The organism is Paenibacillus endoradicis, assembly GCF_024721975.1.
The window spans coordinates 414488-436084 of sequence record NZ_JANQBB010000004.1 but is presented as its reverse complement, the minus strand read 5'-3'; the positions used below and the strand labels follow the sequence as shown (position 1 = coordinate 436084).

The 21597-nt window shown below is 37.1% G+C and carries 20 protein-coding genes; 9 read left to right on the top strand and 11 right to left on the bottom strand.

Annotation, left to right across the window (positions count from 1 at the left end; all coding sequences use genetic code 11):
* Positions 1-19 precede the first annotated feature (19 nt).
* From NV377_RS15980 to NV377_RS15955, 6 genes are all read right to left on the bottom strand, one after another.
* Complete coding sequence (locus NV377_RS15980) at positions 20-985, bottom strand: ABC transporter permease (RefSeq protein WP_258201784.1); 966 nt, start codon at positions 983-985, stop codon at positions 20-22.
* A gap of 98 nt (positions 986-1083) precedes the next feature.
* Positions 1084-2085, bottom strand: coding sequence for a LacI family DNA-binding transcriptional regulator (locus NV377_RS15975; RefSeq protein WP_258201783.1), 1002 nt, complete (start codon positions 2083-2085; stop codon positions 1084-1086).
* Positions 2086-2283: 198 nt separating this feature from the next.
* The gene (locus NV377_RS15970; RefSeq protein WP_258201782.1) at positions 2284-3141 is read right to left on the bottom strand and encodes a class II fructose-bisphosphate aldolase; all 858 of its coding nucleotides are present in this window, start codon (positions 3139-3141) and stop codon (positions 2284-2286) included.
* Positions 3142-3350: 209 nt separating this feature from the next.
* On the bottom strand, positions 3351-4055 hold the full coding sequence (locus NV377_RS15965; protein WP_258201781.1) for an SDR family NAD(P)-dependent oxidoreductase: 705 nt from the start codon (positions 4053-4055) through the stop codon (positions 3351-3353).
* A gap of 39 nt (positions 4056-4094) precedes the next feature.
* Positions 4095-4547 (bottom strand): VOC family protein, encoded by a 453-nt coding sequence (locus tag NV377_RS15960; RefSeq protein ID WP_258201780.1) that lies wholly within the window; start codon positions 4545-4547, stop codon positions 4095-4097.
* Positions 4548-4683: 136 nt separating this feature from the next.
* On the bottom strand, positions 4684-5727 hold the full coding sequence (locus NV377_RS15955) for a LacI family DNA-binding transcriptional regulator (protein ID WP_258201779.1): 1044 nt from the start codon (positions 5725-5727) through the stop codon (positions 4684-4686).
* 183 nt (positions 5728-5910) lie between these two features.
* Here NV377_RS15955 and NV377_RS15950 point away from each other — a divergent pair, with 183 nt between their 5' ends.
* The 3 genes from NV377_RS15950 (at position 5911) to NV377_RS15940 (ending at position 7560) form a co-directional block, all read left to right on the top strand.
* Positions 5911-6741, top strand: coding sequence for a sugar phosphate isomerase/epimerase family protein (locus NV377_RS15950; RefSeq protein ID WP_258201778.1), 831 nt, complete (start codon positions 5911-5913; stop codon positions 6739-6741).
* A gap of 98 nt (positions 6742-6839) precedes the next feature.
* On the top strand, positions 6840-7178 hold the full coding sequence (locus NV377_RS15945; protein ID WP_258201777.1) for a DUF4234 domain-containing protein: 339 nt from the start codon (positions 6840-6842) through the stop codon (positions 7176-7178).
* Entirely contained in the window at positions 7156-7560 is a 405-nt protein-coding gene (locus tag NV377_RS15940) for a DUF2752 domain-containing protein (RefSeq protein WP_308860146.1), read from the top strand. The genes NV377_RS15945 and NV377_RS15940 overlap by 23 nt, the downstream gene beginning before the upstream one ends.
* Positions 7561-7622: 62 nt before the next feature.
* Here NV377_RS15940 and NV377_RS15935 read toward each other — a convergent pair whose 3' ends face one another.
* Positions 7623-10700 (bottom strand): efflux RND transporter permease subunit, encoded by a 3078-nt coding sequence (locus NV377_RS15935; RefSeq protein WP_258201776.1) that lies wholly within the window; start codon positions 10698-10700, stop codon positions 7623-7625.
* Positions 10701-10798: 98 nt separating this feature from the next.
* On the opposite strand from NV377_RS15935, the gene NV377_RS15930 reads away from it, so the two are divergent.
* Positions 10799-11632, top strand: a complete 834-nt coding sequence (locus tag NV377_RS15930; protein ID WP_258201775.1) for a TetR/AcrR family transcriptional regulator — start codon at positions 10799-10801, stop codon at positions 11630-11632.
* A 144-nt stretch (positions 11633-11776) separates the two neighbouring features.
* Positions 11777-12805 carry an NADH:flavin oxidoreductase/NADH oxidase gene (locus NV377_RS15925; protein ID WP_258201774.1) on the top strand — a complete coding sequence of 343 codons (1029 nt, stop codon included), beginning with the start codon at positions 11777-11779 and terminating at the stop codon, positions 12803-12805.
* Between the two features lie 90 nt (positions 12806-12895).
* Here the strand turns inward: NV377_RS15925 and NV377_RS15920 are convergent, their stop codons facing one another.
* The 3 genes from NV377_RS15920 to chrB form a co-directional block, all read right to left on the bottom strand.
* A complete protein-coding gene (locus tag NV377_RS15920; protein ID WP_258201773.1) occupies positions 12896-13690 on the bottom strand; it encodes an HAD-IIA family hydrolase in 795 nt (264 codons plus the stop codon).
* A 137-nt stretch (positions 13691-13827) separates the two neighbouring features.
* Positions 13828-14376 carry a chromate efflux transporter ChrA gene (gene chrA / locus NV377_RS15915; protein ID WP_308860145.1) on the bottom strand — a complete coding sequence of 183 codons (549 nt, stop codon included), beginning with the start codon at positions 14374-14376 and terminating at the stop codon, positions 13828-13830.
* Entirely contained in the window at positions 14373-14969 is a 597-nt protein-coding gene (gene chrB / locus NV377_RS15910; RefSeq protein WP_258201772.1) for a chromate efflux transporter ChrB, read from the bottom strand. Before chrB ends, chrA begins: the two co-directional genes overlap by 4 nt.
* Positions 14970-15212: 243 nt before the next feature.
* On the opposite strand from chrB, the gene NV377_RS15905 reads away from it, so the two are divergent.
* The 4 genes from NV377_RS15905 (at position 15213) to NV377_RS15890 (ending at position 20562) form a co-directional block, all read left to right on the top strand.
* A complete protein-coding gene (locus tag NV377_RS15905; RefSeq protein WP_258201771.1) occupies positions 15213-16163 on the top strand; it encodes a substrate-binding domain-containing protein in 951 nt (316 codons plus the stop codon).
* 14 nt (positions 16164-16177) lie between these two features.
* The gene (locus NV377_RS15900) at positions 16178-17626 is read left to right on the top strand and encodes a sensor histidine kinase (RefSeq protein ID WP_258201770.1); all 1449 of its coding nucleotides are present in this window, start codon (positions 16178-16180) and stop codon (positions 17624-17626) included.
* 58 nt (positions 17627-17684) lie between these two features.
* Entirely contained in the window at positions 17685-19016 is a 1332-nt protein-coding gene (locus tag NV377_RS15895) for an AraC family transcriptional regulator (protein ID WP_258201769.1), read from the top strand.
* Positions 19017-19182: 166 nt separating this feature from the next.
* A complete protein-coding gene (locus NV377_RS15890; RefSeq protein ID WP_258201768.1) occupies positions 19183-20562 on the top strand; it encodes a sugar porter family MFS transporter in 1380 nt (459 codons plus the stop codon).
* Positions 20563-20721: 159 nt separating this feature from the next.
* On the opposite strand, the gene NV377_RS15885 is transcribed toward NV377_RS15890, so the two are convergent.
* Entirely contained in the window at positions 20722-21597 is an 876-nt protein-coding gene (locus NV377_RS15885; RefSeq protein ID WP_258201767.1) for a metal ABC transporter permease, read from the bottom strand.

Below are 21597 nucleotides of genomic sequence, written 5' to 3'. Positions count from 1 at the left end.
AATACCTCCGATGCTAAAGTTACAATACAGATTCATTATCATTTAATTTCTTCGAAATCGAATTGGCTGTAAGCAGTAAAATTACTGATACAATGGAGACACCTAGTCCAACAGCAGTCGCATAAGAGAAATCACCTTGGGCTAACCCCATTCGATATACATAGGAATTAATAACTTCTGCATTTTCACGGTTTTGTGAATTCATTAGTACTAATGTTTGATCAAGATTGGAACCTAATAAACCGCTTACAGTGAGGATAAGATTCAAGCTGATCATTAGCTTCATATTTGGAATCGTAATATACCAAATTTGTTTCAAACGGCCAGCACCATCAATTTTGGCTGCTTCATAGAATGTCGGATCAATCTTAGCCATAACAGCTAAATAAAGAATCGTTCCCCAACCAGCTTCTTTCCAAATATCTGATAATGTAGCAATCCACCAATACTTATTAGGATCAAGCAATATATTTCTCGGTTCAGAAATGAGCCCTAAACTAAGAAGTAATTCATTGAACAAACCTGATGTCGCGAACCAATTGATTAACATACCACCTAATACAATCCAAGATAAGAAATGGGGTAAATAAGACACTGTTTGCACGAATTTCTTCAATTTACCTGAACTTACCTCATAGATCATAATGGATAAGATAATCGGAATAGTAAATCCTATCCCCAGCTTTAAGAAACTTATTCCAAGCGTATTAATAACCGAGTCCCAAAAAAAGGTGTCTGATAAAATAAGCTTAAAGTTCTCAAGTCCGACCCAAGGAGCTGTATCAAGTCGATCAATAACTGTATATCTCTTAAACGCAATGGTCAAACCATAAATGGGAATATAACAAAAAATAAACATAAAAATAACCCCTGGTATGATCATCGCCTGAATTTCCCATTGTCTAGCAAAATCAATGAAGAATTCCTTAATTCGTTTCGTAAGTGGTTCGCGATTTTTCTTATAACTTTGTGACTCAACCATCATGTGACCTCCTTGATTATAAACCAATAAAAACGTTTTTATTTTTGGTAAAACGTGGCTACGTTTAAGTATAATATGTTAGGTAATTCACCACGAAAACGTTAATATTTAATATGACTTGATTTGCGAACGACAATTTCACCAGGTAGATTTTCAATCTTCCCTTGTTCTTTCTCTTGGATCAGGTTAATTAAATGATCTATAACGAGAATAGCTTGTTTCTTAATCTGATTACGTACCGTTGTTAGCGGTGGATTAAAATATTGAGCAATATCAATATCATCGAAACCCATGACAGTAATATCTTCGGGAACATCATAACCTTCTGATTTTAAACCCCGTATACATCCTATTGCACTTAAATCATTACCAGCTAGAAATGCATCTGGGACTTTGTGAGGATGTGCTTTCAAAAATGATTTCACCACATTGTAAGAACTTTCTTCTTCGAAATAGCCTTGTAAAATATAATCATCATCAATAGCATAATTATATTCTTTCAATGCAGCTAGATAGCCCTCTTTGCGTTGGAAGCTATCAAACATTTCATCTACTCCTGAAATGTAAGCTATTTTCTTATGTCCGAGATTAATCAAAAACTTTGTAGCTTCGTATCCTGCATCAAACGAATCGAAAATGATGCTACCCATCGTTTCGTTTTGAAACTTACGATCCAAAAATACAGCTTTGATCTTGTTCTTTTCCATTGTTGTAATCTCTTTAGTGCCAATCCGTTCCTCTTCAAAAATAATGACGCCATCGACACGACTACCAAGAATATTACTCATAATAATCTTCTTATCTTTCGTTACAAAAACATTTAACCCATATCCTCGTTTTTCACACTCTCTAGACATCGTATCTACTAAGATATAAAAATAAGGACCTGACACACTTGTCGTAAAAAATCCTAACATTTTTGTTTTACCGGATTTCAACAACTTACCGTTTAGATTGGGCACATAATTTAATTGTTTTGCAACGTTAAGTACATGTTTCTTCGTATCAGGAGTTAATACATCAACATCATTTAATGCATTAGAGACAGTAGATATCGATACACCTGCTTCTCTGGCCACATCTTTAATGGTAACTTTACTCATATATTTTCTTCCTTTGCAAATAAAAACGTTTTTATATTAAGAAAGTATCATGAAAACGATATCAAGACAAGTCTTTTTTTAGTTAATTACACATTTTCATAAATACACACCAAAATAGAATACAATGATAGCTATATACAGCAAAAAAAATGCCTCCTGCATGCAGAAGGCATTTTCTCTAAATTATTTTAAGCTATATTATGCTTTGTTAGAAGAACCGAATTCACGGATTTTTCCAGCAACAGTAGCTTTAATTGCTTCGCGACCAGGAACCAAGAATTTACGAGGATCGTAAGCTTCTAGATCTTTGCTAAGAACTTCACGAACTGCTTTAGTGAATTCGATTTGGTTCTCAGTGTTCACGTTGATTTTGGAAGTACCAAGAGAGATAGATTTTTTAATATGCTCAGTCGGGATACCAGTACCACCGTGAAGAACTAGAGGAAGGCTGATTGTTTTACAAATCTCTTCCATTTCTTTGAATCCAAGGTTTGGTTCGCCTTTATAAGGACCATGAACAGAACCAAGAGCAGGAGCTAGGCAATCAATACCTGTAAGTTTAACAAGCTCGAAGCACTCTTGAGGATCAGCGTAGATAACACCTTCAGCAATAACATCATCTTCTTGTCCGCCAACAGTACCAAGCTCAGCTTCTACAGAAACACCTTTACTATGTGCATATTCAACTACTGATTTAGTAATTGCAACGTTCTCTTCAAATGAATGATGAGAAGCGTCAATCATTACTGATGTGAAACCAGCATCGATTGCTTCTTTACATTTGTCAAAGCTAGAACCGTGATCCAAGTGTGTAGCAACTGGAACAGTAATTTTCATTTCATCGATAAGAGAAGAAACGATTGCAGTTACAACTTTGAAACCGCCAAAGTGACGAGCCGCGCCTTCAGATACACCCAAAATTACTGGGGATTTTTCTTCTTGAGCAGCAGCCAAAATAGCTTGAGTCCACTCTAAGTTATTGATGTTGAATTGACCAACAGCATAACCTTCTTTAAGTGCTTTGTTCAACATATCTTTCATTGATTCTAATGCCATTATAAATCCTCCTTAATGATGACTAGTTAATCTAGAACGATCTCATTAACTATACCTATTTATCATATCCATTTTGGGCTAGAATTACAAATGGTAATAGGAGAATAATTGCAACATTATACAATGTAAACGCATTCTTTTAAACTACTTTTAAAAAAGTATGCTGTAATGCATAATATTTAATAAAAATTCATCTTTTCATCATAGTTTTATAGACTCATAGCCTCGCCTTTATAATTAATAAATGCGAATGATGAATCAATGGCTACTTTACGTTCAATGATATTAACAATACCTTGAGCGCTTTGCTGAGGCGATAGCGGAGCAGAGGGTCCACCCATATCCGTGCGCATCCACCCCGGATGAATACTCCATACAACCGTATCATGTGCGTGTAGCCATCTTTTTAGTTGTTCAGAGAATAAATTCAACGCACATTTGGAAAGTGAGTAAGGATAATCTCCTGCATAAGCATTCGTAATACTACCTGCCTCCGAAGAAATATTAATGATAGAACTTTCACTCTGAGCTAGTAATTGCAATAAATGCTTAACGATACGCATCGGCCCGAATAAATTAACATCAAAACTATTGATCACATCATCTATATCCAAATCAACAATAGCGGTCTCACGACCAACCAATATTGCTGCACTGTTAACAATGCTATGCAACACTACATTATTACGTTTCAATTGCAAAGCAGTTTTAGCTATGTCATCTTCTTTCGTGACATCACATAATAGTATCGTGATTCGACTAGCTTCCATGCTTTGTTGCGTGATTAATGTTGTTAGCTGACTCACTGCTTCTTCATTACGTAATGCAGCATAAATATGATGACCACGTTGTAGTGCCTCCACTAAAATTTCATAGCCAAGTCCTCGATTAGCACCAGTTATAAAAATATTCATTATATCTTACCCCTTTCTGACAATTATCTCTGTCAATTTCTAGTTGTCGTTTTCAAGTAATTCAATTAGTACTTTCAGTTCTTTGAATGTATCCATGTATGCATACCGACCACCTGTATACTCACCTTTTTGTTGTAATGCAAATCCTTGTTCATTCAGTAACTGGATCTTTTCTTTCATTCCTTCTATAACAAATGCAATATGATGCGGACCTTCACCGTGTTCATTCAAATAATTACGCCATGTACTTTCATGATGGTCTGGCTCAATAAGCTCTAACTGCAAAGAACCCATATCAAAAAATGCTAATTTTGCTCGGGCTTCACTAGGCTGCCCCATAAATTCAGTTTGTGCAACTTCTGCAACATCAGTCACTATAATCGGTGGTATATCTATGCCGAAAAAGGATGCGTACGCTTGACTAACCTTTTCAATATCTTCAACCAGTATCCCAATTTGAGTAATCACTTTAGTATTTAATAGATTTTCCATTTTCATTCCTCCAATTATTTCGTTGTCATAGTCACAGCACTTAAGTAAACGCGCGTTTATATTAGAGCATAGCTAATTCATGTTAGAACTAGCTAATTAGAGCTTTATATGCATTAGATCAACTTTATATGATATCTTATTCCTTCCGCATACAAGAATCACGGATAATTAAGGAACTATCAACACTAACCTGTCTAATATCATCTGAAGGTTTTTCAATTTTAGAGATTAAAACACTCATTAAATCTTTGAACAAACGTTTGAAATCTACTTTAACCGTTGTTAATGGTGGAGAATGCTTCTCGCTTAAGACATGATCATCGAACCCAATAACCGAAATGTCAGAGGGAACTTGTAGTCCTTGTTCACGAATCGCACGAATTGCACCGAATGCTATACTATCATTAGCAGCGACAAATGCCGTTGGCAATGGCTCTTGAAGTTCGAAATATCGTTTCATTGAGCTATATCCAGCCTCTTCCGTAAAATCTGCAGATATTATCCAGCTTGGATTAACAGGTAAGGAACTTAACTCCATCGCTTGGGTAAATCCTTCGTATTTGCGCTCACCTGATAGTCGCTTTACATTTCCATTAATAACACCAATCTCACGATGTCCAAGACCTACTAAATAAGCCACCGCTTGCTTCATCCCTGATTCATTATTGAAATTTGCTACAATCCGGTTGCCAGTTGTATGTTCTGGATGCTCCTGATCGAATACTCCAATAATAAAGCCTTCTTGAATCAATTCCTCAACAAAAGGTTCATAATGATCTGTACCGATAAAGATACCACCATCAATTCTACGCTGGTAAAAAATTTCTTTCACATTGTTTATAATATCTTCGTCTGTGGTGTCACGAATAATGTATGTCAATACATAGTAGTCATAATCTGAAGCATTTTCAATGACACTTACAATCATCATATTCGTAAGTACGTCTACAGAAACTTCGCCTGAACTAACCATAAATAAACCAATGGTTCGAGACTTTTTGCCTGCTAACATTTGAGCTGATACATTTGGAAAGTAATTGAGTTCTTTAATCGCCTTCATCACTTTCTCTTTCGTTTCAAGGGGTACATTCGGATAGTTATTAACTACGCGACTTACCGTACTACGTGATACACCTGCAAGTCGAGCAACCTCTATACTATTAATTTCAGATTTTTTCAATTAGTTACCTACTTTCAAATAAACACGCGTTCATTTATTTATCATATCGCTTAAACTCTACCATTGTCAACTTTTGCTACCTTTTCAACTAAAAATCATCCAAGTCATTTCTGTAATTTACATAAACGCGCGTTCATGATAATCTAATCTTAGAGTACAATACTACGTTGAGGTGATATACAAATGCGTTTAGGTGGTCAGGTGTTCATTGAACAAGGAACTCCCGAAACTTGGGGTAAAGCATTATATGAAGCTCGTTTTCGCGCAACCACTTGTCCCTTTGATGGATCTAATATGAATCTTGCCGCACATTATCTTGCCGTCGCTAAGCAATATGATATTGTTATCGCTGAAGTTGGAGCATGGAGTAATCCGATAAGTCCGAACGACCTTTTAGCGAAAAGTGCCATCGATCATTGCATTCAAAGATTGAATCTAGCTAATGAAATAGGTGCTGGAGTATGCGTGAACATAGCAGGATCACGTAGTGAGCAATGGGATGGACCACATGCAGACAATTTAAGTAACTATACTTTCGCTCTTATTGTAGATACTGTTCGAACTATTATCGATGCAGTTCAACCTACTAGAACATATTATGCTCTAGAAATGATGCCTTGGATTTTTCCTAATAGCGTAGAAAGTTATGTGCAATTAGTAAAAGCAATTGATCGCAAAGCTTTCGCAGTGCACTTTGATCCCGTTAATATTATTAATACACCTCATACCTACTATCACAATGACCTGCTTATTATTGACTTCATTGAAAAACTTGGTCCTTATATTAAAAATGTACATGCCAAAGATATCTATCTACAGCCAAAGCTAACACTGCACTTTGATGAAGTTGTTCCTGGACAAGGACAACTTAATTATGCTGTATTACTCCAACGATTGAACTTGTTGCAAGGAGATACTCCGATTATTATCGAGCACCTATCGACTAATGATCAATATCATGCTGCAGCAACCTATATTAGATCTATTGCCGATCAACAAAATATCGTCATTTAATGGAATTTTATAGTAACTCCCCTTGTCATAACCAGTATTTATCTCCTATAATATAAAGGTTGTATCAACTTGATTATATACATAAAAGGAGATTTTACATGATTCAGGAAAGAAATATCGCATTATGTATCATATTATCACTTATTACTTGTGGTTTATATGGAATTTATTGGTTCATTGTTCTCACTAATGACCTTGGTAAATTAAGTGGTGATTCAAGCTTTACAGGTGGAAAGCACTTCCTATTAACAATTGTAACTTGTGGAATTTGGTCAATCGTATGGGGTTACCAAGCAGGTAAGCATATTTATGAAGCACAACGTCAACGTGGTTTCCACGGTTCTGACAATTCCATTCTATACCTTGTTCTGTTCATCTTCGGCTTTGGAATTGTATCCTACGCACTAGTACAAAATGATGTTAACAAGTTATTATAAGTTCCAATCTTTCACTAGAAAGAATCCTAAATTATTTTGGGGTTCTTTCTTTGCAATTGGATCAGTAGCTTACCTTAAATTATGGTTACCACTTACAAATCTCGGAATACCTTGTCCGTTTCACACGTTAACAGGATTGTACTGTCCGGGTTGCGGCGTTACTCGAGCAGCAATCGAGCTATTACAATTCAATTTCCAGGCGTCATTTCACTATAATATGTTGATCTATTCCTTAATCCCGCTGTACGGTTTATACTGGCTCTCTCAGCATTTTCACAAAAAGTTGTCTGCAAATATCATAATGATATTCATGATTACTTTGACAATTACGTTCGGAATATTACGTAACATCCCTTACTTCTCCTGGCTTGCACCAAATTAAAAAAAGCAGTTTGTACTTGAACAACTTCGTTCAAGCACAAACTGCTTTTCTATTAAAGGTTATTAGTTTTCTTCTACTTCACGACGATTTTTCTTCAGTAGTTTAGATAACATTTCATATACAACTGGAACAATGATTAGTGTTAGCAATGTCGAACTTGCCAAACCACCGATTACTGTAATGGCAAGACCTTTAGAGATAAAGCCCCCACCACCACCACTAATTGCTAGTGGGATCATCGCACCGATCGTCGCGATCGCCGTCATTAAGATCGGACGAAGACGAGTCGTTCCAGCTTCTAGAATAGATTCACGTAATGAAAGTCCATCACGTTCCATATGAATAATGCGGTCGACTAGTACAATCGCATTCGTAACGACGATACCTATGAGCATTAGTAGTCCCATCATAACTGGTACAGAAATTGTTTCACCTGTTATGAACAGTCCTGCGAATGCACCGATCACCGTAAACGGTAATGAAAGTAGAATTACGAATGGCGCAAGTCCTTCTCCAAATGTTACAACAAGAATGAAGTAGACAATCGCTATTGCAGCAAGCATTGCAACAATAAGTTGGATAAATGCTTCTTGAATGTCAGCCATTGCTCCTGCTTCGCCTAGCTCAACGCCTTTAGGTAATTCAAGTGCTTCTACTTTTCCACCTACATCTGAAGATGCTTTCGATACATCTTCACCAACAATTGTACCGGATACTGTAGCCGTATACTGTCCTTCGCTTCGAGTAAGGCTACTTACAGCATAACCTTCCTCTATCTCAACAATATCACCAAGCTCAACCGTTGTCCCCATCGGTGTTTGTACAGGCATTTTCAATATATCTTCAAATGATTTTGGAGTAACTGCTTCTTTTTGAACAATGACTTCGATTGATTTCCCGTCACTTTCGACTTTTGTTAATACCTGTTCTGAGTTATCAGGATATAACATCATAACGATTTGTGCCGTTGTTAATCCATATTGCAATAATGTAGCTTGATCTGTTTTGATTGTAAATGCTTCATAGCTTTCTTCTTTTGTTGAAGATACATCTGTTAACAAGGAACTTCCTTGTAATGTTTCTTCAACTTTGAGAACAGCTTCTTCCAAATTACTCAAGTCTTCACTGTGAAGTGTATAACTTACTTCGTTGCTAGACATAGCACTCATTGAGAAGTTTTGACTTCCCCAACGACCTGGGTGGCCAATACCCTTCACATATTCTTCAATTTCTTCGCGTACTTCTGGGAAGTTTTTCATATCTGGATCGAAGATAACATACATTAACGATCCACCTGCTCCGCCGGACATCATTGACATCATATCTGCACTATCTGAAATAGATAATTGAACGATATCAACATCTTCACGAGCAATTAATTTTTGTTCTACTTCTGTTACATATTTAAGTGTATCTTCATGTAATTCACCAGCTTTTGGCGCGTACGTTAGATACATTACTTTGTCTTCTTCACTACCAAGGAAACTTACTCCGATCAATGGAGTTAGCATGACACTTCCTACCAATATTACAATAGAAATGATAGACGTAATCGCTTTATGTTTAAGCGTCCACTCTAATACACCTCTATATTTCTTAGCTAGTGTACCTACTTCTTTATGTTTGCTCTCTGTTTTTGGAGCATACAATTTTTTCTTAAATAAGATATGAGACAGTGCCGGAACGATAGTAATTGCAACAATCAAGGATGCAATTAACGCAAAGCTCATCGTTAAAGCGAACGGTAAGAACAATTCTCCGATCATTCCACCTACAAACACTAGTGGAGCAAATACTGCAACCGTTACTAATGTAGAAGATAGAATTGGTTTGAACATCTCAATCGTTGCTTCACGAACAAGTGCACGACCAGTTAGTTTCTCTTCCTTAAGATGCAAGCGTCGATAGATATTCTCGACGACGACGATGGAGTCATCAATAACACGACCAATCGCAACAGTAATTGCACCTAGTGTCATAATATTCAGTGTAATATCTAACCAGTTTAGTACAAGTAAAGCCATAAATAATGATACCGGAATTGATACAATAGATATGATTGTTGATTTGAAATCACGTAAGAACAATAGAATAATAAGAACGGCGATCAAGCCACCAAATACTGCTTTTTCTACCATCGTTAGAACGGATTTTTCAATAGGAGCGCCTTGATCAAGTGTTGTTTCTACTACCAGACCATCTATACTCGCTTGCTCATCTTTCATTAAATCCTTCAGTTCATTAACAACAGTCACCGTATTAGCATCCTGAGCTTTCACAATTTGAATCGCAATCGCATCTTGACCATTAGTACGTGAAACTGATTGAACTTTACCTACTAATTCAATATTAGCAAGCTCACCTAATTTTACAAACGGTGCTGGTTGATCTGCAGTTGGTGTTACCGGGATCAGCATTTCGCTAAGATCGTCCATTGTCATGAATTTACCATCAACGGAGATCGCTTGTTCAGCTTCTTCGAATTCAAATATACCTAACGAAGTGTACATATCACTTGCTTTGATTAGATTTGAGATCGTCTCTTCTGTTACACCTAAGCTAGCCATTTTTTCGGTGTTATAAGTAAGTTCTACCTCTTCAATATGTTGACCAGTCATTGTTGCTGAAGCTACACCCTCAATTTTCTCAATCTTAGGTAGTAAAATATCTTCAACCGTATGAGTCAAGTTAACAATATCTTCTTTATCACTACTTACGCTTAGCGCTAGAATAGGCATCATGTTAAAGCTGATCGCCGTAATCATTGGCTCTTGAGCATTGGCTGGCAATTTCACTCCATCAAGTGCTGCTTGAATTTCGCGCTTTGCCTCGGCCATATCTGTGCCATAATCATACTCCACTTGTAGACTAGACATGCTAGAATAGGAAGTAGACATAACAGTTTTTACTCCACTTAGATTTTCGAGAATCTTTTCAAGTGGAACGGTAACCTCATCCATTACCTGCTCAGCGGTTGCTCCAGGATACACATCCATAACCATTAAATATGGAATTGAGATATCTGGAATCGTCTCCATATTCATTTTTGTTGATGAATACACACCTGAAAACGTTATAATTATGGTGAGTAACCATACTGCCAACTTATTTTTCAATACAAAATTAACTATCGAGTTCACTAGTACACCTATCCTTTCTTGACTCTCTATCTTATATTTTTTATAATAATGACTAATGAGTCATATGTCAACCGATACTAAAAGCGAGGGATAATCTTATGCCAAAAAAACAGCTAATCATTACTAAGGCTATTGAATTATTTGCTGAGAAAGGCTTTGAATCCACGTCAATTCAAGAAATAACTGAAAAATGCGGAATTTCTAAAGGTGCTTTCTATCTTAGTTTTAAATCTAAAGAGGAGCTCATATTCTCAATTGTGGACAACTTTATGATGGGTATAACAAACGATATTGACCGAGTGGTCAGCAGCGAAGTTCCCAATGAACATAAATTTTTCACATTATATACTATCATGTTCCAGTCACTTGAATCACATAGTAAATTCGCTTTAATTTTTGTTAAAGAGCAAATGCTCCACGTAAACAAAAATTTATTTGAGAAAATTGCTTTTTATGATCAGCAATTTTCTGCATCTTTATTAAAGCTGATTGATACAGTATATGGTTCCTCGGTTGAGCCAATAAAATACGATCTATTACTTTGTATTAAAGGGAATCTAAAAGGGTATTCTGAGTTTTTGATAACACAAAAGGTACCTATTGATATTGCATCGCTATCACATAGCCTAGTTGACAAGACGAATGCAATTGCTTATAACGCAACTGTAGGATATGTTACAGAAGAGATGTTCAATCTTAGATGTATTTCTACCGAAAATACAATCACATTACAACATATTATAGAAAAGATTACTCAATTATTGAAAACTAATGATGACCAATTAGAAACGGAGTCGCTTGTCATTTTGTTGGAACAACTCCAAACTGAAAGGCCTAGTCAAGCAATAATGAAGGGGATGATGAATACATTGAAACAATATCCGCGATGTAAATTACTCATTAGCGGCCTTGAACAATTGTTAGAAAAGTAGTTTTACCTTTAAGCATATATATATTGTATCAACTGTAACTTCCAATTGGAAATTTTTGAGCAAGTTTTGGAGCTTGTCCAAAACTTGTTGTCAATAATTTGTCACTATTTCACATAATCAATAATAGATGAAGGATGATGAAAAATGACTTACATTGATCAACCATTTGTATTAAAGAACATGACATTGAAAAATCGCATCGTTATGGCTCCGATGTGTCAATACGCTGTTGAAGATAATGATGGTATTCCGAATGATTGGCATCACATCCACTACACTTCACGTGCTATCGGAGGTACAGCTCTTATCATTGTCGAGATGACAAATGTTGAACCTAGAGGCAGAATTACTAATCGTTGCCTTGGTTTATGGTCCGATGATCATATCCCTGCATTCCGACGTATCGTTGATGCTGCGCATAAACAAGGTGCCAAAATTGGTATACAGATCGCTCATGCCGGAAGAAAAGCTACCGATGCACCAGATGCTGTGTCTTCATCAGCTATTTCTGTAACACATGATGAAACCTCACCTAAGCCACATGCTTTATCAACTGAAGAAGTCGAAGCTACTGTCGAGAAATTCAAAGATGCCATCAATCGTGCTGTAAAATGCGGCTTTGATTGTATCGAAATTCATGGTGCACATGGTTATTTAATTCATCAATTCCACTCACCTAATATTAATCAACGTGACGATCAATATGGCTTAGATCTCGCACTATTTGGAGAACAAATCGTGCAAGCAGCAAGATCAGTTATGCCAGTTGAAATGCCGTTATTATTCCGTATTTCTGCAGTTGAATATATGGAGAACGGCTATACTTTGGAACATTCTCTTGCGATATCAAAGCGTTATTATGAAGCAGGCGTTGATTGCTTCCATGTATCAACAGGCGGTGAAGGTCCGGTTTCTGTAGTTCAACCAGGTCATCACGCTGCTTACCAAGTGCCATATGCACGAGCATTCAAGGCGGCTTTCCCGAATATTCCGATTATTGCTGTAGGCAAACTTGAACAACCAGAAATTGCAGAATCTGTACTGGCTAATCAAGATGCTGATCTTATTGCGATCGGACGTGGCATGCTCAATGATCCATACTGGGCATTGCATGCTATGAAGCAAGTTACGGGTCATATTGATGCACCTACTTCCTATATACGTGGTATGTAGTTCTGCGTAGCATTTTTTTTGCAAAATAAGGGCGAACAAGTCGTTTCCTGACTTGTTCGCCCTTATTTATAGTCATATGATATTCGAATATTATATAGATATATGTTGATCAATTAGTGCAGCCAAACTACCCACAACGATATCAGGTTTAATCTCACTTTGTTCTATATCTTCGGCAGTAGTTGATCCTGTTAATACTAATGCTGTTGCTATTCCATGAAGCTTACCTAACATTACGTCTGAAGCGATACTATCTCCGACTACCATACACTCAGATGCTGGTAGGCCTAGAATAGATAGTGCAGTATCTGCCATAATCGTAGACGGCTTACCCATTACTTTAGTTACTTCGACTCCAGTTGCATATACAATCGCGCCGATCATACCCGCTACATCAATACAATCTCCCGCTTCAGTTGGAAACATGCGATCTTCATTCGTTGCAATAATTTGCGCTCCACCTCGTACAGCACGAAATGCCATATTCAAATCTTCATACGTTAAAGATTCATGTAAAGTGATAACTAGCCATTTAGCTTGTTCAGGCTTTTCAGCTATGACTAACTTATGTGATCGTAACTCTTCGGCTAATCCTGCATCACCAAGCGTCCAAATCGCATCTTGAGGATAATGCTCTCGCAAGTATCTGGCAGTAACTGTTGAACTTAATACAATTTGCTCAGCATCTACTTGGATCCCCATAATAGCAAGCTTTTCTTGACACATTGCCCTCGAATAATTGCCACGATTACTTAGAAAAAGAAATGGAATGTTATGCTGTTGCAACTTGCGTAGCCCATTAATTGCTCCCGGAATATCCTGTTGTCCCGTATATACCGTTCCATCCAAATCAATAATAAATCCATTAACGTGTTCGCTTGCCACAGTGCATCTACCCCTCATGTCTTAATCAAGCTCTGATGATCGTGATCTACCATAATGGATTTAACCACGTCCTTAGTCAATCATACAACGGAGTGGGTAGTAGCAACAGATAAATTTCTAATAACAAGGCAATTAAATCAGAAGTAAGGGAGTAGGAAACCTCCATATATAAAGGCAGCTAGTACTACAAAAGCGGGATGAATCTTTTTCTTTTGCATCGCCCAAAGTGCCACGAGAGCAATAATGATTGTTTGTAACCAGCCGATATCTCCAATAGAGTTAGCTGCCATTTGCCAAGTAAGCACAAGCATTAGCATTGCGATAACTGGTTGCACTAGCAAGCTAATACCTTTTACCACTTTTGACTCGCGATATTTTTGCAGAAATTTCAGCATGACAATTAAAGCGATAATTGATGGCACTATTGTAGCTATAAGTGCAATAATACTTCCTACTATTCCAGCTACGTCATAACCTATATAAGCTGCTATTTTAGTTGATATTGGCCCTGGCAGTGCATTACCCAATGCAATTATATTAGAAAACTCGGTTGGTGTGGACCAAGCATATTTTTCTACTTCATTATAAATAAGAGGGATTGAAGCTGGACCACCACCATATCCCAAAACATTAGCGACAAAGAAGCCTATAAATAACTGGATAAGTTCAATCCAATTCACTATCATTCTTCCCCCTTCTGAACCTTATTATCTTTCCATCGATCAACTAGCTTAAAGTGCATCGTTCCATAAACAATAAAGAGTATAATAACAATCGCAGGATGCATATTAATCACCTGCAGTAGCAGCAAAGCGAGTACGAAAAAGACAATACCGAAATAGATACCTAATCCTTTTACCGCTTTCTCCGCAAATTCATATGCCATTGCACCGAGCATAACAGCTACAACTGGTACAACTGCACTAATCATCCCTTGGACTGCTAGTGAGCTACTGAAATAACCAACAACTGACATTAAGGCTATCATTGCAATAGAGGAAGGAAGAATATGAGCTATAACTGCAATAACTGCACCGAATACTCCTTTTAATCGATACCCAAGGTAACCAGCCATCTTTGTTGCAATAGGACCGGGTAATGTATTAGCTAAGACGAATATTTCTCCAAACTCATCGTCACTTAGCCAACTATAGGCTTTCACAGCTTCATGTCGGATTAACGGAACAACAGAAGGACCACCTCCAAATCCAAGAAAGCCAGTCTTCATCATGCTCCATATTAGTTGACTATATAGCTTCGAATTTTTCTGATTACTCATTATTTCTCGTCAGCCTCATTTCCCGATGATCACTTCTGTCATACAATATGAGTTCGTCGCTCTAAGTCTAGATAATACTTAGGCAGACCATAACGATAACCTTATTCTCTATCTTCACCAGAGTTGAATAACAATATTTCATCAATATCATTTTTTATCGAAAATAAATAAATGATCATCATTCATATTTCAGTTCAGTTTGTGATAAGCTAACTCCTATCATTACAGCAAGGGTGTGTCATTATGGCCAAACGTGTTCTCACTATTGTATTAATTGCAACCGTAGCAGTCTTTCTTACTAGATTTGTTGCCTCTGTTGTTCAAATAGATAGCTTTGCCGCACAGTTAAATGGAAGCAATAGTACTGAGCTAGAAAAGAAGCACGTCATATTTATTGCGCAACAATATGACAATCCATTTTGGAAACAGATGTCACAAGGTGCACATGATGTTGCCCAACAATATAATATGGAGATTCAATATGTTGGCCCTAGTACGAATAATGTTCAGGATCAACTCAAACTTTTGCAAAAGGCGATCGCCTCCTCACCTGATGCGATTATTGCTCAAGGGGTTGAAGAACCCGAATATATAGACTTGATTGCACGGGCCTCTGCAAAGAACATTCCTGTCGTAACGGTTGATATGGATGCTCCGCAAAGTCAACGAATTGCCTATATCGGCACCGATCATCAATTAGCTGGTCAACAAATGGCCGAGCTCATTCTAGAACAGGTTGATAATAAAGCCCAGATTGGAGTCATTATAGGAAGTGAGCAGGCAAGTAATCAAATCTTACGTTTAGAAGCATTTCAGGAGAGACTAGCTGTACAGCCTTTTATTAATATTGTTGATATTCGATCATCTAATATTTCTAAATTAGAAGCAGCTAAGCAAACGGTTGAAATGATGAATACATATCCAGAAATTTCTATTATTGTTGGTTTTAGCGGTCTCGATGCGATTGGAATTGTCGAAGGTTTACAATCGATTGAGAAAAATAATGTCACTGTATATGGTTTTGATAATTTATCTACTACAAAGCAATTACTATCTGAGAGATTAATCCAAGCTTCTATCGTCCAACAACCTGTAGAAATTGGCCGTCAAGCGATCATTACGTTGAATGAATACTTCAACCATGGTGACATTCAGATGAAGCAGTACATTACAACTACAGTTGTAACCAACTGATCGGAGTTTACCTAATGAGCACAAGAAAAATACTATTTATTGTTTTACCACTGCTATTGTTACTTAATAGCATCATTTCATATGTATTATTTCAGAGTAGTTACCGTGTGAACGAAAGTTATAACACGATGCTAACTCGGGTGCTACTATATCAACAAGTCGATGAACAAGTTCAACTGCAAGTGAACTATATTTCGCAATATACCGATCAAAAAGACTCGTCGATATTATTACAGCTCAACAATAATGAACAACTTTCAAGCTTACAAGCTCAATTGCAGCAACAACCAATTGATCGAAAATTGTTACTAGGCGTAACGAGTTATCGCAACCTACTGAGTTCCTATATGAGTAGTGAAAATACATTAATGCTTATGTTAGATCAAGATTCATCACTTGCTTATGTTGATTATTACAATGAGATTAAGCAGCTCTCCTCCTTTATTTCTGAGGAAAGTTATAACTTAATAAGTAAGGAGTTATCTATATATTCAGGGCTGTATCAAACCATTATGTTAGAAATTTCTGATATGAAACAATCAGGTATCTACTTACTCATTGCAACCACTTTGTTGAGTCTTTTACTTGCTTATTGGATATCCTCACTTATAACGAAACCGATTCAACAACTCGTTAGCGTTGCGGAGAAGATTTCTCATGGTGAGCTAACTGCCACACTTCCCCGTTATTCACCGAACAGTGAATTCTATATTTTGAGTGATGCATTAGAACAGATGAAAATGAATTTGATGAAGATTATGGACTCTGATAAAGAAGCACTGCAGAAAGATAAACAGTTACGTGAATATGAAATCGCCGTATTACAAAATCAGATTAATCCTCACTTTTTATTTAATTCATTAAATGTATTATCAAAACTTGCTCTTATAGAAGGTGCAGAACAGACAAGTGATCTCACGGTAACGATGGCTAATTTGCTCCGATATCACTTGCGACAAATGGACAAACCTGTACCTTTAAGAGATGAAGTAAAGCATGCTAAAGATTACTTTTATATTCAACAAACTCGGTTTCGTGATCGCGTTCATTTCATTATAGATATAGATGAAGAGGAATTAACTACTCGCGTACCTGTATTAACATTACAACCAATATTAGAAAATATATTTATGCATGGCATTGAAGGCATGGAATCTGGGGCTACGATTACGTTGCATATTTACGGCGATAAAACTTACACATGGATTGAAATATCGGACAATGGCTCTGGCATGGATGAGCAAACAAAGTTGAACTTACTTAATTATGATTCACCTTCGGAGATACCATTATCTTCTGAGCAAAAAAAAGGCTCAACAGGTATTGGCAGCCGTAACGTGTTCAGACGTTTACAATTAATTTATGGACAACAACATGCGGTCTATATTGACAGTACGATCGGGGTAGGTACAACGATCAAACTACGGATTCCCAAACAACAAGAGCTAAAGCTTACGAAGTAACTTTTCATAAGCAAGCAGTTATTACATGAAGTATATGAAAAGTTTTAGGAGGTTGCATATGTATCGGATACTTATAGCGGATGACGAAGCATTAGAACGCGAAGGTATGGAATGGATTATTAACAATATGATGCCAGGTCAATTCGAGATTATTCAAGCAGAGAATGGTCGTGATGCGATTCAGAAATCACTTATCTATAAACCACATATTATTATGATGGATATTCGTATGCCAGGAATTGATGGGCTTACGGCATTGAAAAATATTATTAGTGCGTTACCTCATACTCGAATGGTATTGCTGACTGCATATGATTATTTTGAATACGCAAGAGAAGCACTTAAGATCGGTGTAAGGGACTACTTCGTTAAGCCAGCAAAGCGTGATGATATTGTCAAACTTTTGCATTCACTAATCGATGAAATCGTAAAGGAACAAGAAGTTTTCCAACATCAACAATTAAAGGATCAACAATTGTCACAATTAATTCCTCTAGTAAAGACTGAGCTGGCTCTTGGACTTATGAGTGATACGATAACCAACGACGATATCTATAGTCTTGCGGATAGTTTGCAATTGGATATCAAGCAGTGCTGCGCGATCGTTATCGCATTGCCACAATCTTACCAGCTTCGAAAAGAACTATACGATGCGTTTGTATTACAGCTACATAAACACATACCAGACATATATCAATATGTAGCAAGTACAGTTTTCAACGACCATATCGCTATTTTTATTATGGCAGATGAGGTCAGCTATTCGTTACATACGATGCGATCACATCTAGATGCGATATGCGAAGTACTATTGGACATTGATATGGTCACCATTGGGTATAATGAAATTATTACGATAGGTGTTGGCAATATCCATCATGGCGTGCAAGGATCAAGAAGGTCTTACTTTGAGGCAGTATTTGCCTCCACAAATGCCAATGAAAAGAAACGATTATGTTTATTTCAGAACATGGAACAACAAGGAACTCAGCCGTTATTGCTTTCTGCCTCGGATCGTATGAGCTACGTTCAAGTAGCCATTCAGCAAATCCGTCAAGAACGAGAGCATCAGACCTTTAATATGATTGATCACGCAGTTCAATATATTGAGAAGAACTATGAAAGAGAGCTATCATTAGAAGAAACTGCTGAACATGTGCATCTGAATCCATATTACTTTAGCAAAGTATTTAAGCAACAAACAGGTGAAACATTTATCGACTATGTTACCAATATTCGCATTCATCATGCTAAACAATGGATGCGAAATAAAGATATAAGCCTGAAGGAAATATGTTACTTGGTGGGATATAATGACCCTAACTATTTCAGCAGAGTATTCAAAAAAGTAGTTGGCAAAACGCCTTCGGAATACCGTTCAACCGTTTAAACAGGATGAAACAGGTTAATTAATAGCACTTACTTAAAAATGTGCTACTATTACACAAATAATTGAAGGAATCCCTTGATAAACATCTATGATTAACATGCTACAATAACTTACGGATTCATCATATTAAGTTATAGCATCGATTACATGCTAGAGGGGATCGTATATGAGCACACAACAACAGACACAACACGAAACATCTAGTTTGAAGTTTGTTACACTGATTTCTATTGTCGCTGCTATAGGCGGATTATTATTTGGTTTCGATACAGCTGTAGTATCAGGCGCAATTGGCTTCATGGGAGAACGATTTTCTTTAACTGATTTCCAAGTGGGTTGGGCGGTATCTAGCTTAATCGTCGGCTGTATTGTCGGAGCAGGCTTTTCCGGTATTCTCAGTGATAAATTTGGTCGTAAAAGAACACTAATTGCAGCTGCTATTCTTTTCATTATCAGTTCAATAGGATCTGCAATTCCTGAAACTTTCAATATGTACATTATTGCTCGTATTATTGGTGGACTTGGTATCGGACTTACTTCTACAATCTGTCCATTATATAATGCTGAAGTTGCACCTACAAAATATCGTGGTCGTCTTGTAGCATTGAATCAACTTGCAACCGTTACAGGTATCTTTCTTGTTTACTTCGTTAACTTATGGATTTCTTCAAGTGGCGATCATAACTGGCAAGTAGATAGCGCATGGAGATGGATGTTCGGAGTCGGTATTATTCCTGGCGTAATCTTCTTAATTGCACTATTTTTCGTTCCTGAAAGCCCAAGATGGCTAGTTAAGAAAAATCGTAATGAAGAAGCTACTGTCATTTTGAATAGAATTCATGGTACAACACTTGCCAAGGAAGAATTAGCTGATATCCAGCAATCCTTCAAGAAGAAACAAGGTACATTCAAAACATTATTGAAAAGTCCAACTTTAAGAATGGCACTTTTCGTCGGTGTTGTCCTTGCTGTTATGCAACAAGTAACAGGTATTAATGCCGTTATGTATTATGCGCCTGAAATATTCAAAGCAGCTGGTGCTGGCACGAACGCAGCACTGATTCAAACTATTCTTATAGGGTTTATCAATTTTGCCTTCACAATTCTTGCTATCTGGTTGATTGATAAGGTTGGTCGTAAACAATTATTACTAGTAGGTTCTGCTGGTATGGCGATTAGCTTAATTGTTATCTCATGGTGCTTCCAATCAGGAAATGCAGATGGCTACTTGTTATTAATTTTCATTCTGTTATATGTTGCTTCATTCGCAGTTTCACTAGGACCTGTTGTATGGGTAATCATCTCAGAAATATTCCCTAACCATGTTCGTGGTATAGCAACAGCGATAGCTTCTATGTCGTTATGGATAGCTGATTATGTTGTATCACAATCGTTCCCACCATTGCTTTCATCAGCTGGGCCAGCGTTAACATTCGGTATATTTGCGGTGCTTTCAATCTTCACCTTCTTCTTCACTTTGAAAAAGATACCGGAAACAAAAGATGTTCCGCTTGAGCGTATTGAAACTTTATGGATTAAAAACTAACTTGTAATATCCTATAGAAGGGTCTAGCTCCATTGTCATAATAATGACAATGGAGCTAGACCCTCTTTTATGTTTCTTATAGATTAAATAATATGAATGAGTCTCGATAACTCCTTCGTCGTATCCTTTATTGTTTATTTCATCACCATATTAATAGTCTTAATTCTCAGCAACTTGTATTTTACGACGCTTACCGATAATGCCATAACGTGGTGCAATAAGGAAACTGATTGCAAAAATTATCCCCGTTGCAAATGCCATTGCTCCTGAAATTGATGTATCTAGCCAAACTGCTCCATAATAACCCATGAATGCAGACAATACACCGAACAGACTACTTAATATAAGCATCATATACAATTTATCGGTCCATAAATATGCCGCTGCCGCTGGTGTAATAAGCATCGCTATAACCATTATCGCCCCGACCGCATCGAAAGCCGCTACACTTGTTAGCGATACAAGTGACATAAATACATAATGCATAAGCGTAACAGGAATACCAATGCTTGCTGCAAAGATAGGATCGAACGAAGTTAGCTTCCATTCTTTATAGAAAGCAATCACGAAAAAGAGGACGACTAGAAGTACGAATAATAAGATAACTACCGCCTCTGGGATCTCTCCTAAGAACGGAACATGAACTTTTTCCCATGGGATAAATGTAATCTCACCCATAAGTGTATGTTTCACATCCAGATGTGCATTACCAACCTTCGTCGCAATAAGAATTACTCCGATTGCGAATAATGTTGTAAACACGATACCAATCGATGCTTCCTGCTGTACACCTACTTGATGAAACCATTGAATAAGTAATGCGGTTACCAGTCCAGCTATTGTCGCGCCAATTAACATATGCACACCACTTAATTGCTGAGTAACAATATAGGCAACAACAATACCTAGTAATACAGTATGACTAATCGCATCTGCCATCATAGCCATCCGTCGTAATATAAGCAATACACCAACTAAGCCACATGAAAGACCAACTAAAGATGCTGTGAGAAGTATCCAACCTGTATAACTCAT